Here is a 16,467-nt window from a genome sequence, read left to right on the forward strand (position 1 = left end):
TTGTGGGACAAGCGAATCATGTCGTCGTAGTCGGAGCCGGGCTGGCAGGTCTGGCAGCCGCGCTGCATCTGCGGGGCGCGGGCCATCGGGTGACGGTGCTGGAGCGGGCCGATCATCCGGGCGGGSGGGTGGGTCGCTACCGGTTCGACGACTACGAGATCGACAGCGGCGCAACGGTACTCACCCTGCCCTCGGTGATCGACGACGCACTGGCCGCCGTCGGGCACACCAGGGAGAGCGTCGACCTGCGCATCCACCGTCTCACCCCCGCCTATCACGCACGCTTCGCCGACGGCAGCGCCATCCGCGTCTTCGACGATGCCGAGCAGATGGCCGCCGAGGTCGAAAGTGCTTGCGGGCCCGCCGAAGCGCGCAACTACCGGCGACTGCGCGACTGGCTCGGTCGCATCTACGACGCCGAGTTCGACGAGTTCATGAACGCCGATTTCGATTCGCCGCTCGATATGGTGCGCACACCGCGCGCCAGGGCCGCGTTGGTCGCGCTCGCCAAACTCGGCGGGTTCGGCAAGCTGGGGCCTCGCGTGCGGTCCTACCTGCGCGACGAGCGGCTGACCAGGCTGTTCACCTTCCAAGCTCTGTACGCGGGCATGTCCCCGGATGACGCGCTGGCGGTCTACGGCGCGATCCCGAACATGGACACCTGCCTCGGGGTCTATTTCCCCGAAGGGGGGATGCGCGCGATCACGGCCGCGCTCGCCGAGGCCTTCACCGCCGCGGGTGGTCAGCTCGTTCTGAACGCCGAGGTCGACGGCATCGACTACGGGACGCGCAACCGGATCGCGAACACCGGTGGCCGACGTGCCGAAGTCGTTCGCACGACAGACGGCGGCACCTATCCCTGCGACGCGGTGGTGCTCACCGCCGACATCGGCGCATTGCCTCGATTCGGCCTGCGTCATCGCCGCGGCCTGCGCGCCTCACCGTCAGCGGTGGTCGCCCACGGCACCGTCCCCGCCGAGATCGCCGCGACCTGGCCCGTGCAGGCGCACCACACGATCGAGTTCGGCGCCGCGTGGGCGCAGACGTTCGCCGAGATCGCCGCGCGCGAGGGTCGCGGCCGGCTCATGAGCGATCCTTCACTGCTGCTCACGCGGCCCGCGCTGACCGACGCCGCCCAGTTCGTCGACCGGGCGACCGGCCGCTTCGAACCGCTGTCGGTGCTCGCACCCTGCCCCAACCTGACCGCCGCCCCGCTCGACTGGGAACGCCTCGGCCCGGCCTATCTGCGCGAACTGCTCGCGGTACTGGAGCAGCGCGGCTACACCGGGATCACCGAGCATTTCCGCGTCGACCACCTCGACACACCTGCCACCTGGGCCGCCCAGGGCATGATCGCCGGCACGCCGTTCTCGATCGCGCACCTGTTCCGGCAAACCGGCCCGTTCCGGCCACGCAATCTGCCAAGGGGTGTGGACAACGTCGTTCTCGCAGGTTGCGGCACCACTCCGGGGGTGGGTGTGCCCACCACGCTGCTGTCGGGCAAGCTGGCTGCGGCACGAATCACCGGCAGCCGGGCACACGCCGGTACCGACCACCGGGTTAGTGTTCCCACTTGAAGCCGTAAACTGACGGCCGACTTATCAGCTCGCGGTTGCGACCGCCGACCATCCGGGGGGACCGACCGAACATGCCGCCCTCCGAGACGACCGTAGGCACAATGGACAACACGCGCACACTCGAGCGCCAGCGCCACCTACCCGCTCGAACCGACCCCGGCGTTCGGACATGGCTGCGCACCGCAGGTGAGTTCGCCAGGAGCCCCGAAGGCCACGCGGCCATCATGGGATTCTTCGGCGCCGCCATGATCACCTTCGGTGGCTTCGGCGCGGGCGCTGTCCGCAAACGCGACCCGCTGCTCGAGGCGCTGCATCTGTCCTGGCTCCGGTTCGGCCACGGGTACGCGTTGTCGTCGATCCTGATCTGGATCGGCGTGTTGATGATGATCACGGCGTGGGTTCGACTCGGCCGGATCACCAGCAGCAAGGGCGAATCGACGGTCACTCTCAACGAGTTGCGGGCGATCGTCGGAATCTGGATCACGCCACTGCTGTTCGCGGCGCCGATGTTCAGTCGCGATGTGTACTCCTACCTTGCCCAGGGCGCGCTGCTCCGCGACGGTTTCGACCCCTATCAGGTCGGGCCCGTCGCCAATCCGGGTGTGCTGCTGGACAACGTGAGCACGGTCTGGACCACCACCACCGCACCCTACGGTCCGGTGTTCTTGCTGATCGGCCGAGCGATCACCTCGATCACCGGCGACAATGTGATCGCCGGGACCATCGCCCTGCGCTTCGCGATGCTGCCCGGGCTTGCGCTGATGATGTGGGCCGTGCCGTATCTGACCAAGCATCTCGGCGGGAAGCCGACAGTGGCGCTGTGGTTGGCGGTGCTCAATCCGCTGGTGCTGGTGCACCTGATCGGCGGCGTGCACAACGAGATGCTGATGGTCGGTCTGATGTGCGCGGGCGTCGCGCTCGTCCTCGAACGCCACCATGTGGCGGGCATCGTGGTAGTGGCCATCGGCGTCGCGATCAAGGCGACTGCCGGGGTGGCGTTGCCGTTCCTGGTGTGGATCTGGATTCTGCACGAGAAGGAACGGCGAGCCGCCGAGCGTCGAGCCGTGGTGGATTCCGATGCCGCGCTCGCCGAGGAGCAGAAACACCCCGACGCTGCCAGACCGTCTCCGGATATGCCGCACCCACTGCTCGTCTTCGCCAAGATCGCTGGTATCGGCGTGGGCGTGTTCGCGCTGGTGTTCGGCGCGGCGTCGGTGATCGCGGGGGTCGGCTTCGGCTGGGTCACCGCGTTGCAGGGTTCGAACAAGATCATCAACTGGCTTTCGTTACCGACGATTCTCGCGCACATGGTCACCTGGGTGACCCCGCTGGATCGCGACGCGGTACTGCAAGTAACCCGTCCCCTGTGCCAGATCGCCATGGTGGTGTTGCTCGTCGCGACGTGGTGGCGGTTCCGCCACAGCGAGCGTGAGGCCGTGATGGGCATCATCATCGCCTTCGTCGCGATCGTGCTGCTCTCCCCCGCCGCCCTGCCCTGGTACTACTCGTGGCCGTTGGCGCTGGCCGCCGCGTTCGCCCTGTCGACCACGACGTTGATGTGGCTGGTGGGGATCTGCACGTGGTTGATGCTGGTGTTCCAGCCGGACGGGTCGATCGGGCTCTACAACTTCTGGCACGTAGCGCTGGCGACGTTCGCCGCCGTGGTCGCGGCGGTGTCGCTGCGGACCGTTGATCCGCTGCGTCTGCGTTCGGCCACGTCGAAAGCTGTGGCCGGTAAACCTGCGCCGACCGTCCGAGCATGAGTGGTGCGCGGGAGCGCCAGGCATGATCGCGCACTCGGTACTGCCCGAGGCCCTACCGTCGAGCGGCGATCTCGACGCCGCCTATGCGAGTTGTCGGCGGATTGCCGCCGAGCACGGGCGCACGTACTTCCTGGCGACCACGCTGCTCTCGCCGGAGCGTCGGCGGGCCGTGCACGCGCTGTACGCGTTCGCGCGAATGGTCGATGACATCGTCGACCACGTCGACGACCCCGCCCGTGTCCTCGACCCGCGCGACGGCGCACGGCAGGTCCTCGACGTCTCCCCCGCCGCGCATCTCGACCTCGTCGAGAGACAACTGCGCGCGGCCCTCGAGCACCGTGACGTCGCCACCACCGACGCGCGCCGCCGCCAGATCGTCACCGCGGCCGCCGACACCATCGCCCGCTACGACATCGCGCACACTCACATCTGGACGTTCCTCGACGCCATGCGCATGGACGTCCCCGGCACGGCCACCCACCGCGCCCGCTACGCCACGATGAGCGAGCTCCGCGAGTACATGCGCGGATCCGCTGCCGCTATCGGCCTGCAACTGCTGCCGGTCCTCGGCACCGTCGTCCCCGTCACCGAGGCCGAACCCGCGGCCGCCGCCCTCGGCGAGGCCTTCCAGCTCACCAATTTCCTGCGCGACGTCGCCGAGGACCTCGACCGCGACCGCATCTATCTGCCCACCGACGAACTGCGGGCCTTCGGCGTGGACGAAGCACACCTACGCGCCTGCCACCATCGTGGCCACACCGACGCACCCCTGCGACGCGCGCTGGCTCACCTGATCGCCGTCAACCGCGACATCTATCGGCAAGCCGTGCCCGGCATCGCCCTGCTCGCCCCCCGGGTCCGTCCGGCGATCGCCACCGCGGCCACCCTCTACGCCGAGATCCTCGACCGCATCGAAGCAGCCGACTACCAAGTCTTCACCAGCCGCGCCACGGTCTCCCACCGTCGCCGAATCCTGGTCGCCGCCAAAGGCTTGACCACCGGCCTCCGCTAGTCGCCGGTCGACCGGACCAGCACCGCACACCAGTCGTCGCGCAACCGCACCAACGAGATGTGGTTGAGCGTGATCACGTCGGCGAACTTCGTCGCGGCGTCGCACTGCTACGCGCGCGGCGGGAGAGCGCCCGCGCGGACCGGATCGAGGCTGCCGTCGACGAGATCGAGGGCAGCTACACGCAACGCATTCTGGCTGTCGATGTCCCCGTCATCCATCGATGGGCGCTCATCCCCGCCACCGTCGACGTCAGCGATGGTCTGATCGCGGCAACGGCATTGACACACGGGCACACCGTGGCGACCCGAAATACCAAGCACTTCAAGGGTTCCGGTGCCGCTCTGGTGAACCCGTTCGATCCGGTCTGACGATCAGAAGGGTTCGGCGTGGGCGCGGCGCACTACCTCGCGTGCCAGGTGGCCGTGGAGGGCGTCGACGGGGCGGCCGGGAAGGGAGGGGTCATCGGTAAAGAGCCACTCGAGGATGTCCTCGTTGCTGTACTTGCCGTCACGCATCACGGTGATCACGCCGGGGAGCATGCGGACGATCTCGTCTTCGGAGTCGAAGAAGCGGGAGGGAATGCCGGGGACGCCGTTGCGGCGGATCGCCAGGATCTGGTGGTCACGCAGCAGTTGGTGCACCGAGGTGACCGGGACACCGAGTATGTCGGCCGCCTCGGGGAGCGAGACGATGGTTTCGGTGTCGGGCAGCACGTCGTTGCTGCAGGGAAAGGCACTCACCCGCACAACGGTAGTACGTGTCGGCACGCACGCATCGTCTGGCATGCCCACACCACCCGGTTACCATCGTGGTGGCCGCACACGGCGGCCGGTTGAATGCCGGAGGACATCACTTGATCGGCCAGATGCTGGAAGGGCGCTATCGCATCGATGCGCCGATCGCTCGTGGCGGGATGTCGATGGTCTTCCGCGGGACCGACACCCGGCTCGATCGCCCCGTCGCGATCAAGGTGATGGACCCGAAGTTCGCCGGCGACCCGCAGTTCCTGAGCCGCTTCGAGTTCGAGGCGCGCGCGGTGGCCAAACTCAAGCACGCGTCACTTGTCGCGGTCTACGACCAGGGGGTCGACGGCGAATACCCGTTCCTGATCATGGAATTGGTCGAGGGCGGCACGCTACGTGAGCTCCTGCGCGAACGCGGGCCGATGCCGCCACACGCCGTGCGGGCCGTGGCCGAGCCGGTGCTGCGCGCGATCGGCACCGCGCACGACGCCGGCCTGGTTCACCGCGACGTGAAGCCGGAGAACGTGCTGATCTCCGACGCGGGCGAGGTGAAGATCGCCGACTTCGGCCTGGTCCGCGCCGTGGCCGCGGCCAACACCACCTCCGCGAGCGTGATCCTCGGCACGGCCGCCTACCTCTCCCCCGAGCAGGTCACCACCGGTACCGCGGACGCCCGCAGTGATGTGTACTCCTTCGGCGTCCTGATCTTCGAACTGCTCACCGGGCGGGTGCCGTTCACCGGCGACAACTCGCTGTCGGTGGCGTGTCAACGGGTCGAGAACGACGTGCCCGCGCCGAGCAACTTCATCGGCGGCGTGCCGCCCGAATTCGACGCACTCGTCGCCAAGGCGACCTCCCGCGACCCCGCGCAACGCTTCGCCGACGCCAACGAGATGGCGGCGACACTGCAGTCGATCGCGATGGAGCTGAACCTGCCGCCGTATCGGGTGCCCGCACCCCGGGATTCGGCCGAACATCTCAGCGAGAGCTATCAGACCGGCGCCGCGCATCATCCCGGCGAGCGCCCGATCACCTCGCCGCCGCTGGCCGCGCACCATTCCCCCGCACCAGAGCCACACCACACCAGGGTGGTGACCGCGCCACGCCCACGGCCGGAGGAGTACGCCCCCGCACCGGCGGCGACCGCGTTCGGCACCGGCGACAGCCATGCTCGCCGAACAGGCTTGGTGTGGGTGGGCATCGTCACCGCGCTGACCCTGTTGGTCGGCATCGGCGGCTGGTGGCTCGGGGTCGGGCGCTACAGCTCGGTGCCCCCGATCGCGGGCATGGACTCCGAACGGGCCGTCGCCGTGCTGCAAGAGGCCGGTTTCGACACAGAGCTGCGGCAGAAAGCTTCCGACACCATTCCGGTGGGCGGGGTTGTCGGCACCGATCCGTCGGCCGGGTCGCGGGTGACCAAGAGTTCCACGATCGCGGTACTGATCTCGAACGGCAAACCGCGGGTGCCCGATATCAAGGCGGGCGATCAGATCAGCGCCGTCAACCAGGCGATCCGCGACGGCGGTCTGCAACCGATCGACGCCGGTGAAGCGGCCAGTACCGCACCGAAGGGCTCACTGGCGAAGGTGGAGCCCGCGCCGGGCACGATCCTGCCGATGGGCGGCCAGGTGAAGGTGTACCGCAGCAAGGGATCTCAGCCGGTCAATGTGCCCGATGTGCGTGGCAAGACCGCCGAGGAGGCGGCCAGCGCGCTGACCACCGCGGGCCTGGTCGTTCGCGATACGCGCGTGCAGTTCGACAAGAGCATCGAGGGCGACAAGGCCATCGCCACCGAGCCCGCCGTCGGCGCCACCCTGCAATCGGGCGACACCGTGACACTGATCCTGTCGAACGCGGTGAAGGTGCCCAATGTGATGGGTCAAAGCGTCGGCAGTGCCCGTTCGAAGCTGCAACAGCTCGGTCTACGAGTAGAGGTCAAATCCCTCACCGACTCCGACAGTTCGCTGGTGATCGGCCAGGTTCCCGGTTTCAACTCGAACGTGGAGGCGGGCAGCGTCGTGACGCTCACCGCCCTGCCTTGAAGGGGCAAGGATCCCGAGAAGGACAAAGAAAAACCCGGACGCGGCCCTCGCTGACCACTCCCGGGCTCACCGACCGTACACCTCGAGTCCGCCATGACCGCACTACCAGCCAGTTGCGACCCGACCTCGAGGAGGGTCCGCCGCGCAGCGGCGGTTCGCGGCCGTCCCGCTGTTGCGGTGCCGTTGCGTAGGCGACGAAGGAGCAAGCAACGGTGCCGCAACAGCAGGGCCGCGAACTCGAGCGCGCCAGCGCTCCGAAATTACCGCAGCATCTCCGCGACCAGGAACGACAGCTCCAGGGACTGCTGGGTGTTCAGGCGCGGGTCGCAGGCCGTTTCGTAGCGGCCGCTGAGGTCGAGATCGGAGATGTCCTGGGCGCCGCCGAGGCACTCGGTGACGTTCTCGCCGGTCAGCTCGATGTGCAGGCCACCGGGGTGGGTGCCGAGGGCGTGGTGGACCTCGAAGAAGCCCTGGACCTCGTCGACGATGCGGTCGAAGTGGCGGGTCTTGAACCCGGTGGACGACTCGTGGGTGTTGCCGTGCATCGGGTCGCACTGCCAGATCACCTGATGGCCGGTGGCCTGCACCTTCTCGATGATCTGTGGCAGCACATCGCGCACCTTGCCGTTGCCCATGCGCGCGACCAGGGTGAGCCGGCCCGGCTCGTTGTTCGGGTCGAGCCGCTCGACGTATTCGACAGCCAGATCCGGCGTGGTGGTCGGCCCGATCTTGAGGCCGATCGGGTTCGCGAGGAGTTCGGCCAGCGCGATGTGGGCGCCGTCGAGCTGACGGGTGCGCTCACCGATCCACAGGAAGTGCGCGGACAGGTCGTAGAGCAGCGGTTCGCCGGTTTCGGACTCGCTCAGCCGCAGCATGGCGCGCTCGTAGTCCAGGACGAGTGCCTCGTGCGAGGCGTAGATGCGCGCGGTCTTCAGGCTCGGGTCGTTGACCTGACAGGCGGCCATGAAACGCAGTCCGCGGTCGATCTCCTCGGCGAGGGTCTCGTAGCGCGCACCCGCGGGCGACTGGGCGACGAAATCGCGGTTCCAGTCGTGCAGGCGGTGCAGGTCGGCGGTGCCCGCGCTGGTCAGGGCGCGAACCAGGTTCATCGCGGCGCTGGCGTTGGCGTAGGCGCGGACCAGGCGTGACGGGTCGTGGCGGCGCAGCGCCTCGTCGGCGACAAGGGAATTGACCATGTCACCGCGGTAGGACGTCAGGCCGAGCGCGTCGGTGTCGGACGAGCGCGGCTTGGCGTACTGTCCGGCGATCCGCGCCACCTTCACCACCGGCATACTCGCGCCGTAGGTGAGCACCACGGCCATCTGCAGCAGCGTGCGGATATTGCCGCGGATGTGGGGTTCGGTGTTGTCGGCGAAGGTCTCCGCGCAGTCACCGCCCTGCATGAGGAACGCCTCGCCGCGAGCCACCTGTGCCAGCTGCGCCTTGAGGTCCTCGACCTCGGCGGGCAGGCAGATCGGCGGCACGCTCTCGAGCACGGTCCGCATGGTCGCGGCCTCGTCGGCATCCCACGACGGCTGCTGCAGGGCCGGGCGGGCCAGCGCAGCGTCGAGGCGACCGCGTAGGTCGTCGGGCAGCGGCGGCAGTTCCGGCAGGCGGTCAATGGGTACATCGACGGTCCAGGTCACCAGTTAAGAATACGGCCCCGAGCCACTGGCGTATATCTGGCGCACCTACAGCGGGCACCGCCGACCCGTGCGCGGTACGCGCGACGTACCGACATAAGGTTTCGTCGACCCGTCGTGGGTCTCTCGCCCGCCGCGTCGAGACGGACCCCACGAGCAACCTACCGACACGAAGAGGCGATCTCCCTGCGATATTTCTACGACTCGGAATTCATCGAGGACGGCACGACGATCGACCTGATCTCGATCGGCGTCGTCTGTGAGGACGGGCGCGAGTATTACGCGGTGTCCACCGAATTCGATGCGAAGCGGGCAGGGCCGTGGGTGCGCAAGCACGTGCTGCCGAAGCTGCCGAGTGCCGGGTCGCCGCTGTATCGCACCAGGGAACAGATCCGCGACGACCTGTTCAAGTTCTTCCTTCCCCGGCCGAGTGTGCAGCCCGAGCTGTGGGCCTGGGTCGGCGCGTACGACCACGTGGCGCTGTGCCAACTGTGGGGCGACATGACCGCGCTGCCCAAGGGCATGCCGCGCTACACCAACGAACTGCGCCAGCACTGGGCCGTCAACGGCAGCCCCGCCCTGCCGCCCATCCCCGACGACGCCCACGACGCCCTCGCCGACGCCCGCCACAACCTGGCCAAGTTCGAGGCCATCGAGACATACCGGCGCACCCCGCGGCTGTAGGACGAAGCGAAGGCCCCGAGTCGAATTCGACTCGGGGCCTTCGTGCTTCGTGCGGTTCGGTCAGTGACCGGACGGCTCGCTGTTGTTGGCGATCGCCTGCTGCTCGGCGAGGACGGTGAGCATCCGGTGCTCCTCGTTCTCCTCGATCTCGGCCCAGCTGTCGCCCTCGGCCTTGGGGTCGGCCTTGAGGAAGCTACCGGTGCCCGGCTTGCCCGCCGAACCCAGCTTGTTCATCTTCTTGGGCACCGGGGCGCCCTGGTATTCCAGCGGGATGGCGTGGCCGTGTGCGTCCACACCGCCCAGCGGCTGGTGCACCTCGATGTACTCACCGTGCGGCAGACGCTTGATCACACCGGTTTCGATGCCGTGCTCGAGCACCGCCCGGTCACTGCGCTGCAGACCGATGCAGAACCGGTAGGTGATGAAGTACGCGATCGGCGGCAGCAACAGCAGACCGATACGACCGATCCAGGTGGTCGCGTTCAGCGAGATGTCGAACTTCAGCGCGATGATGTCGTTGACACACGACAGCGTGAGCACCACGTAGAACGCGATGGACATGGCACCGATCGCGGTACGCACCGGCACGTCGCGCGGACGCTGGAGCAGGTTGTGATGCGCCGTGTGGTCGTTGGTGAGGCGCTTCTCGATCCACGGGTAGGCGATCAGCAGCGTGAACACCAGACCCATGACGAGCGCGACCCAGAACGCCGCCGGGATCGTGTATCGACCCAGGTAGAGCTCCCACGGCGGCATCAGACGCGCCATACCGTCGGTCCACATCATGTAGAAGTCGGGCTGTGAACCCGCCGACACCTGTGACGGGTTGTACGGACCGAGGTTCCAGATCGGGTTGATCTGCAGGACGCCGCCCATGATGCCGACGATGCCGAGGGTGAACGCGAAGAACGCGCCCTGGTCGGCGGCGAACACCGGGATGATGCGCGCGCCGACCACGTTGTGCTCGGTGCGGGCCGGCCCGGGGAACTGGGTGTGCTTCTGGTACCAGACCAGCGCGACGTGCGCGCCGATCAGCGCCAGGATGATACCGGGCAGCAGCAGCACGTGCGCGATGTAGAGGCGCGGGATGATGATGTCGCCGGGGAAGTCGCCGCCGAACATCAGCCAGTGCATCCAGGTACCCATGATCGGGACACCGATGGTGATACCCGAGAACGCGGCACGAAGACCGGTACCGGAGAGCAGATCGTCGGGCAGCGAGTAGCCGAAGAAGCCTTCGAACATCGCCAGGATCAGCAGCAGCGAGCCGATCACCCAGTTCGCCTCACGCGGCTTGCGGAACGCGCCGGTGAAGAAGATGCGGAACAGGTGGATGATGATCGACGCCGCGAACAGCAGGGCCGCCCAGTGGTGGATCTGCCGGACGAACAGACCGCCGCGCACCTCGAAGGAGATGTTCAGCGCGGTCTCGTACGCCCGTGACATGCCGACGCCGCGCAGCGGCTGGTAGGCGCCGTCGTAGACCACGTGGGTCATCGACGGGTCGAAGAACAGCGTCAGGTACACACCCGACAGCAGCAGGATGATGAACGCGTACAGCGCGATCTCACCCAGCAGGAACGACCAGTGGGTCGGGAAGACCTTGTTGATCGACCGCTTGACGAACGCGGCGGCGCGATACCGCTCGTCCATCTCGTTTACCTGGCTCATGAACGACGCTCCCAGAAGGCCGGGCCGAGCGGCTCGATGAAGTCGCCCGCGGCGACCAGGAAGCCCTCGGAGTTGACGGTGATCGGCAGCTGAGGCAGTGCACGGGCGGCGGGACCGAAGATCGGCTTGGCCCACTCGGTCGCCAGGAACTGCGACTGGTGGCAGGGGCACAGGATCCGGTTGGTCTGCTGCTCGAACAGCGAGGTGGGGCAGCCGAGATGGGTGCAGATCTTCGAGTAGGCGAAGTAATCGCCGAAGTTGAAGCTCTCCTGGCCTTTGCGCTTGATCGCCTTCTCGGCGTCTTCGGTGCGCAGGCGGATCATCATGACCGCGTTGCGGATACCGCGCAGCGACTGCAGGGTTTCGTGCTCGTCCCCGCGCCACTTCTCTTTCCACGGGAACACGGTTTCCATCGAGCCCGCGTCCAGGTCTTCCGGACGCACCAGCACGATGTCACCGGGGCGACCGGTGTCGCGGCGGATGTAGACGGTCTCGCCCGGGTAGTCCGGGGTCCAGCCCGATACCCACAGCGGCGACTTGTCGCCCTTGGCCCACGGGTTCTTCACCATGCCGCCGATGAACACCAGCGCGGCACCGATACCGAGCACGCCGACACCGGCGCCCGCGGTACCGAGCATCATCTTGCGACGACCGAGGGTGGAGGTGTCGAGCGCGTCCTGCAGCTCGGCCGCCAGGGTACGACGCTCGACCTCGTCCGACGGGCCGTCGTGGCGCTGCTGGATGGAGATCTCGGCCGGGATGAACCTCTTACGGATCAGCACGACCGCGATGCCGATGACCAGCACCGAGATGCCGAAGGTCAGGCCGACGAGCGGGGTGTACAGCGAGTAGGCGGCGTGGCCTTCATCGCCGTAGCCCTTCCACTCCCACGGCCAGAACAGGAAGACACCGATGAGCGCGGCGGCGGCAAGGCCGGAGACGGCGAACCAGAACGTGACCGCACGTTCGGCGCGCTTCTCTGCCTTGGTGCCCGGCACCGGCCACCGCTCGTTGCGGTAGACGACATCGACGTCGTCGCGATTGGTGCCGAGCTCGACCAGCTCGTCACGCGACATCGCGTCCAGTTCGTCTTCGGTGGGTTCGCGACCCATGTCGCTGTGCTCCTGTCCACTCATGATCGGGATCCGATCCACATCGCGGCGCCGACCACGGCGGTGATGCCGATGACCCAGATCGCCAAACCTTCGGTCGCCGGACCGAAACCGCCGAGGTCCCAGCCGCCGGGCGACTTCTCCTCCGCGGAGTTCTTGACGTAGGCGACGATGTCGCGCTTCTCCTCCGGCGTCAGCTGCCGGTCGGAGAACTTCGGCATGTTCTGCGGGCCGGTGATCATCGCGTCGTAGATCTGCTGCTCGTTGGCCTCGGCCAGCGGCGGCGCGAACTTACCGCCGGAGAGCGCACCACCGCGACCGGTGAAGTTGTGGCAGGAGGCGCAGTTCATGCGGAACAGCTCCGAACCACGGGCGATGTCGTCGCCGCGCAGCGATTCCTGGGCGATCTCACCGTTGGCGTCACGGATCACCGAGGGGCCACCACCGTTGGCGGCGACGAAGGCGCCGATCGCATCGGTCTGGTGCGCGTCGAACTTCTCCGGCTTGCGCACCGCCTGGGCGCCGTTGACGGCCATCGGCATACGACCGGAGGAGACCTGGAAGTAGACCGCGGCCTCGCCGACACCGATCAGGCTCGGACCACGATCGGCGACACCCTGCAGGTTTGCGCCGTGGCACGTGACGCAGGAGGTCTCGTAGAGCTGCTTGCCCTCGCGAATGAGCGCGGACTGGTCCTCGTGCGCGGTCGCGACCTGGGCCTGCGGGGTGAGCGCGGTGGCCAGGAAGCCGGCTCCGACCAAGCCGATCATCAGCGCGAGAGCACCCGCGATACGACGGCGGGCGCGGCGCTGCTTACGCGCCTTGGCGGCCTGTGCGTCCTGCCCGGCGCCGGGGCCGGCGGGCTCTTGGGCCGACGGGGGAGATGAACTCATCTGTGTCCCTTTGGAGTAGACGGAACCGACTTGTGCAAATGCTGTGCGCGCCGCGCGCTAACGGACGAAGTAGATCGTGGCGAACAGCCCGATCCAGACGATGTCGACGAAGTGCCAGTAGTACGACACCACGATCGCGGCGGTGGCCTGGGCGGGGGTGAACTTGCTCAGCGTGGTGCGGACGAGCAGGAACACGAACGCGATCAGACCGCCGATCACGTGCAGACCGTGGAAGCCGGTGGTGATGTAGAAAACCGAGCCGTACGAGCTGCCGGCGATCGAAGTTCCCTCCTCCACCAGGTGGTAGTACTCGTAGCCCTGCCCGGCGACGAAGAACGCGCCCATTATCAGGGTGATCGTGTACCAGCGGCGAAGGCCGAACACGTCGCCCTTCTCCGCGGCGAACACACCCATCTGGCAGGTGAACGAGGACGCGATCAGGACGGCCGTCACCGGAATCGCGAGCTTCATGTTCAGCTCGGTCGGCTCCGGGGGCCAGTTCCCGTGCGCCTGCGCGCGAGCAACGAAGTACATGGCGAACAGGCCGGCGAAGAACATCAGCTCGCTGGACAGCCAGATGATGGTTCCGACGCTGACCATGTTGGGCCGGTTCAGCGAATGCACACGCTGAGTAATGGCCGATCCTGGGGTGCCTACTGCGGTCGTCACGGGGTAAGTATGACTCTTCGTAGTACGACACATGTACCCGGGTACGAAAGTTTGTGGCGCAAGTCGGAAAACCCACGCACAGAGGGGGTCTACGACATCCGTCGGCGTGTTGGCGACGATCGCGCGACAACCCATTGTGACAGCGTTGGATGTGGATAGGCTGAGACGAGGAGGCGACGATGGTCGTGGTGCGGATGTGGCGGCGACTGTTCGGTGGGTCGACGCGGAAGTTGGACCCGGAGCGCGACGATCTCGTCGTGGTCGCATCGAGTTTCGACGATGTCGAGGCTTGTTCGACCGCGCTGGACCGCGCCGGTGAGCTGGACCGGGAGGCCGACGCGGTGTTGCGCCATCATCTGCGGCTACCCGTCGGCCAGATCGAGGCCGCGTGCGAGATCGCCGGATACGACGGATACGAACGCGCCGAGGCCACCGCTACCGCGCCGGACCTGGTTCCGATCATCTTGCAGCGGGTACAACGGCTCGATCCGCTGACCTGTTCGCAGGAACGCTCGCGGATGGCCGGGCTCGCCCAGCGTCACGACGGCGTCGCCGACGGTTGGGACGCGCTGCAACCGCCGCGCACCGCCCCGTAAACTTGCCCGACGGCGCAAATATCCTTGCGCCCCCTCCGCCTGCCCGATCTACTGTGGCGCAACGGTGTCGTTTAAGGAGAAGCAGCAGATGAGCGTGCGCAGCTGGCCCCAGGTGCTCGGAACCCTCGCCGACGGTGGCGACCTGGCCGCGGACGACACCACCTGGGTGATCGACGAGATCTTCACCGACAACGCCACCGCCGCCCAGATCGCGGCGTTCGGCGTCGCCATGAAGATCAAGGGCCCCACGCCGACCGAACTGGCGGGCATGGTGGCCGGGATGCTCGGGCACGCGCGCCTGGTTCGCATCGACGGGGACGCGGTCGATGTCGTCGGTACCGGCGGCGACCGTTCGGGGTCGGTGAACATCTCGACCATGTCCTCGGTGGTCGTGGCCGCGGCCGGGGTGCCGGTGGTCAAGCACGGGAACCGGGCGGCTTCGTCGAAGGCCGGTGGCGCCGATGTGCTCGAAGCGCTGGGGGTCAAGCTCGCGCTCGGACCCGAGTCGGTGGCGCGGTCGGTGCGCGAGACCGGGATCGGATTCTGTTTCGCGCCGCTGTTCCATTCCGGACTGCGTTTCGCCGGGGCCGCGCGCAAGGAGATCGGCATCCCGACCGTGTTCAACGTGCTGGGGCCGCTGACCAATCCGGCGCAGCCGCGGGCCGGGCTGATCGGGTGCGCGTTCGCCGATCTCGCGCCCGTGATCGCGGGGGTGTTCGCGGCGCGTGGGGCGAGTGCGCTGGTCGTGCGTGGACGTGACGGGCTCGACGAGATCACCACCTCCGACCTCACGGATGTGTGGGTGGTCAGTGGTGGGCGGATTCGTCAGACGGTGCTCGACCCGACGCGGCTCGGCATCGTCAGGGTGGATCTGGACGACCTGCGCGGCGGGGATGCCGAGGCCAACGCCCGCGTCGCACGCGATGTGTTCGCGGGAACGCCGGGGCCGGTTCGTGATGCGGTGTTGTTGAACTCGGCCGCGGCGATCGTGGCCTACGACCTGTCCCGCGGGGTCGGCGATGTCGATTCCGATCTCGACGCGGCGCTGGTCGGCGGGCTCGAGCGCGCCGCCGCCGCGGTGGACAGCGGGGCGGCGGCCAAATTGCTGCAGAGCTGGGCCGAACTCACCCAGGTGCTCGACGAGCGCTGAGCCCGAGGGCTCACTCCCCCAGCGAGAATCCGGCTTCCACGTCGGCGCTGGAATAGGACTTGAAGGCGATGTGGGTGGTGGTGCGAACCACGCCGTCCACCTTGTCGATGCCCGAGGTGACCACCTCCGCGATGTGCGCGTGGTCGCGGACGCGCACGATCGCGATCAGGTCCACGTCGCCCGCGCAGGAGTACACCTCGGCGACTCCTTCGGTATCGGCGAGGGCCTGCGCGGTCTCGGGGATGCGAGAGTTCTGCGCCTGGATCATCACGATCGCGGTAATCATGGGATCACTCTAGAACTTCCGGCCCCTCGGTGGCCGCTTTGAACCGTCGCATCAGGTCATAGCTCTTCACACCGGGCGCCGATTCCACCGAACTGGACACGTCGACACCGTAGGGCCGATGCCGGGCGATCACGGCGGCGACGTTGTCCGGGTCGAGGCCGCCCGCCAGCACGACTCGGCCCGGCTGCGCGCGCACCCAGTCGGGGAACTCCTCGAACACGCCGGAGCCCGCGCTGGCGTCGTAGAAGAAATATTCGCTGGCCTGCTCAGATGCGGGCGGGTTCGAGGAGCAGAAGGCCAGGTTCGGCAGGTCGGCCCACTGGTAGAGCTGCACGACGTCGAACGCGTCGGCCACCTCGGCGACCTCGCGTGCCTCGAGGGCGACGGCGAAGGTCGTGATGCGACCGCGTGCGTAGTCGGCGAGGGCGCGCGCCTGCGCGGGGGTGCGGTAGCGCTTGCTCTTTGCCGTCACCATGACGCCGATCGCGGAGTACCCGAGCTCGATCGCCCAGTCGATCTGCTCCTCGGTGGTCAGACCGCACACCTTCACGAACATCCGCCGCTACTCCTTCATTCATAGGACCCGCCACACGGAATCCCGGTCCATGATCCCAGGACGCCGGAGC

At 67.5% G+C, this 16,467-nt stretch carries 16 protein-coding genes; 8 read left to right on the top strand and 8 right to left on the bottom strand.

Going from position 1 to position 16,467, the window contains the following annotated elements; all coding sequences use genetic code 11:
- Positions 1-2: 2 nt before the first annotated feature.
- The 4 genes from crtI to ASD42_RS14375 all read left to right on the top strand — a co-directional run bounded on the left by crtI (position 3) and on the right by ASD42_RS14375 (position 4,720).
- A complete protein-coding gene (gene crtI, locus ASD42_RS14360; protein WP_056816525.1) occupies positions 3-1,577 on the top strand; it encodes a phytoene desaturase family protein in 1,575 nt (524 codons plus the stop codon).
- Between the two features lie 101 nt (positions 1,578-1,678).
- Positions 1,679-3,340, top strand: a complete 1,662-nt coding sequence (locus ASD42_RS14365) for an alpha-(1->6)-mannopyranosyltransferase A (RefSeq protein ID WP_056816528.1) — start codon at positions 1,679-1,681, stop codon at positions 3,338-3,340.
- Between the two features lie 22 nt (positions 3,341-3,362).
- On the top strand, positions 3,363-4,352 hold the full coding sequence (locus ASD42_RS14370; RefSeq protein WP_056816531.1) for a phytoene/squalene synthase family protein: 990 nt from the start codon (positions 3,363-3,365) through the stop codon (positions 4,350-4,352).
- A gap of 59 nt (positions 4,353-4,411) precedes the next feature.
- The gene (locus ASD42_RS14375) at positions 4,412-4,720 is read left to right on the top strand and encodes a PIN domain-containing protein (RefSeq protein ID WP_056816534.1); all 309 of its coding nucleotides are present in this window, start codon (positions 4,412-4,414) and stop codon (positions 4,718-4,720) included.
- Between the two features lie 3 nt (positions 4,721-4,723).
- Here ASD42_RS14375 and ASD42_RS14380 read toward each other — a convergent pair whose 3' ends face one another.
- On the bottom strand, positions 4,724-5,092 hold the full coding sequence (locus ASD42_RS14380; RefSeq protein WP_056816842.1) for an Rv2175c family DNA-binding protein: 369 nt from the start codon (positions 5,090-5,092) through the stop codon (positions 4,724-4,726).
- Positions 5,093-5,217: 125 nt separating this feature from the next.
- On the opposite strand from ASD42_RS14380, the gene pknB reads away from it, so the two are divergent.
- Positions 5,218-7,137, top strand: coding sequence for a Stk1 family PASTA domain-containing Ser/Thr kinase (gene pknB / locus ASD42_RS14385; protein ID WP_056816845.1), 1,920 nt, complete (start codon positions 5,218-5,220; stop codon positions 7,135-7,137).
- Positions 7,138-7,397: 260 nt separating this feature from the next.
- Here pknB and ASD42_RS14390 read toward each other — a convergent pair whose 3' ends face one another.
- A complete protein-coding gene (locus ASD42_RS14390; RefSeq protein ID WP_056816537.1) occupies positions 7,398-8,783 on the bottom strand; it encodes a class II 3-deoxy-7-phosphoheptulonate synthase in 1,386 nt (461 codons plus the stop codon).
- Between the two features lie 183 nt (positions 8,784-8,966).
- Here ASD42_RS14390 and ASD42_RS14395 point away from each other — a divergent pair, with 183 nt between their 5' ends.
- Positions 8,967-9,464, top strand: a complete 498-nt coding sequence (locus tag ASD42_RS14395) for a polyadenylate-specific 3'-exoribonuclease AS (RefSeq protein ID WP_056816848.1) — start codon at positions 8,967-8,969, stop codon at positions 9,462-9,464.
- Between the two features lie 60 nt (positions 9,465-9,524).
- Here ASD42_RS14395 and qcrB read toward each other — a convergent pair whose 3' ends face one another.
- Genes qcrB through ctaE form a run of 4 tightly spaced genes read right to left on the bottom strand, consistent with a single transcriptional unit; the run spans position 9,525 to position 13,809 of the window.
- Complete coding sequence (gene qcrB, locus ASD42_RS14400) at positions 9,525-11,135, bottom strand: cytochrome bc1 complex cytochrome b subunit (protein ID WP_056816539.1); 1,611 nt, start codon at positions 11,133-11,135, stop codon at positions 9,525-9,527.
- A complete protein-coding gene (gene qcrA / locus ASD42_RS14405; RefSeq protein ID WP_056816851.1) occupies positions 11,132-12,271 on the bottom strand; it encodes a cytochrome bc1 complex Rieske iron-sulfur subunit in 1,140 nt (379 codons plus the stop codon). The genes qcrB and qcrA overlap by 4 nt, the downstream gene beginning before the upstream one ends.
- On the bottom strand, positions 12,268-13,140 hold the full coding sequence (qcrC, locus tag ASD42_RS14410; RefSeq protein ID WP_165610270.1) for a cytochrome bc1 complex diheme cytochrome c subunit: 873 nt from the start codon (positions 13,138-13,140) through the stop codon (positions 12,268-12,270). The genes qcrA and qcrC overlap by 4 nt, the downstream gene beginning before the upstream one ends.
- 57 nt (positions 13,141-13,197) lie before the next feature.
- Positions 13,198-13,809, bottom strand: coding sequence for an aa3-type cytochrome oxidase subunit III (gene ctaE, locus ASD42_RS14415; protein WP_056816546.1), 612 nt, complete (start codon positions 13,807-13,809; stop codon positions 13,198-13,200).
- Positions 13,810-13,988: 179 nt separating this feature from the next.
- On the opposite strand from ctaE, the gene ASD42_RS14420 reads away from it, so the two are divergent.
- Together ASD42_RS14420 and trpD are read left to right on the top strand one after the other, a co-directional pair.
- Positions 13,989-14,405, top strand: coding sequence for a hypothetical protein (locus ASD42_RS14420; RefSeq protein WP_056816549.1), 417 nt, complete (start codon positions 13,989-13,991; stop codon positions 14,403-14,405).
- Positions 14,406-14,493: 88 nt separating this feature from the next.
- A complete protein-coding gene (gene trpD, locus ASD42_RS14425) occupies positions 14,494-15,555 on the top strand; it encodes an anthranilate phosphoribosyltransferase (RefSeq protein WP_056816551.1) in 1,062 nt (353 codons plus the stop codon).
- 10 nt (positions 15,556-15,565) lie between these two features.
- Here trpD and ASD42_RS14430 read toward each other — a convergent pair whose 3' ends face one another.
- Together ASD42_RS14430 and ASD42_RS14435 are read right to left on the bottom strand one after the other, a co-directional pair.
- A complete protein-coding gene (locus ASD42_RS14430) occupies positions 15,566-15,841 on the bottom strand; it encodes an Lrp/AsnC family transcriptional regulator (protein ID WP_056816554.1) in 276 nt (91 codons plus the stop codon).
- 4 nt (positions 15,842-15,845) lie between these two features.
- Positions 15,846-16,397: a phosphoribosylanthranilate isomerase gene (locus ASD42_RS14435; RefSeq protein ID WP_056816557.1), complete on the bottom strand. Its 552-nt coding sequence runs from the start codon at positions 16,395-16,397 to the stop codon at positions 15,846-15,848.
- Positions 16,398-16,467: the final 70 nt, after the last annotated feature.

The organism is Nocardia sp. Root136, assembly GCF_001427185.1.
Lineage (GTDB): Bacteria > Actinomycetota > Actinomycetes > Mycobacteriales > Mycobacteriaceae > Nocardia > Nocardia salmonicida.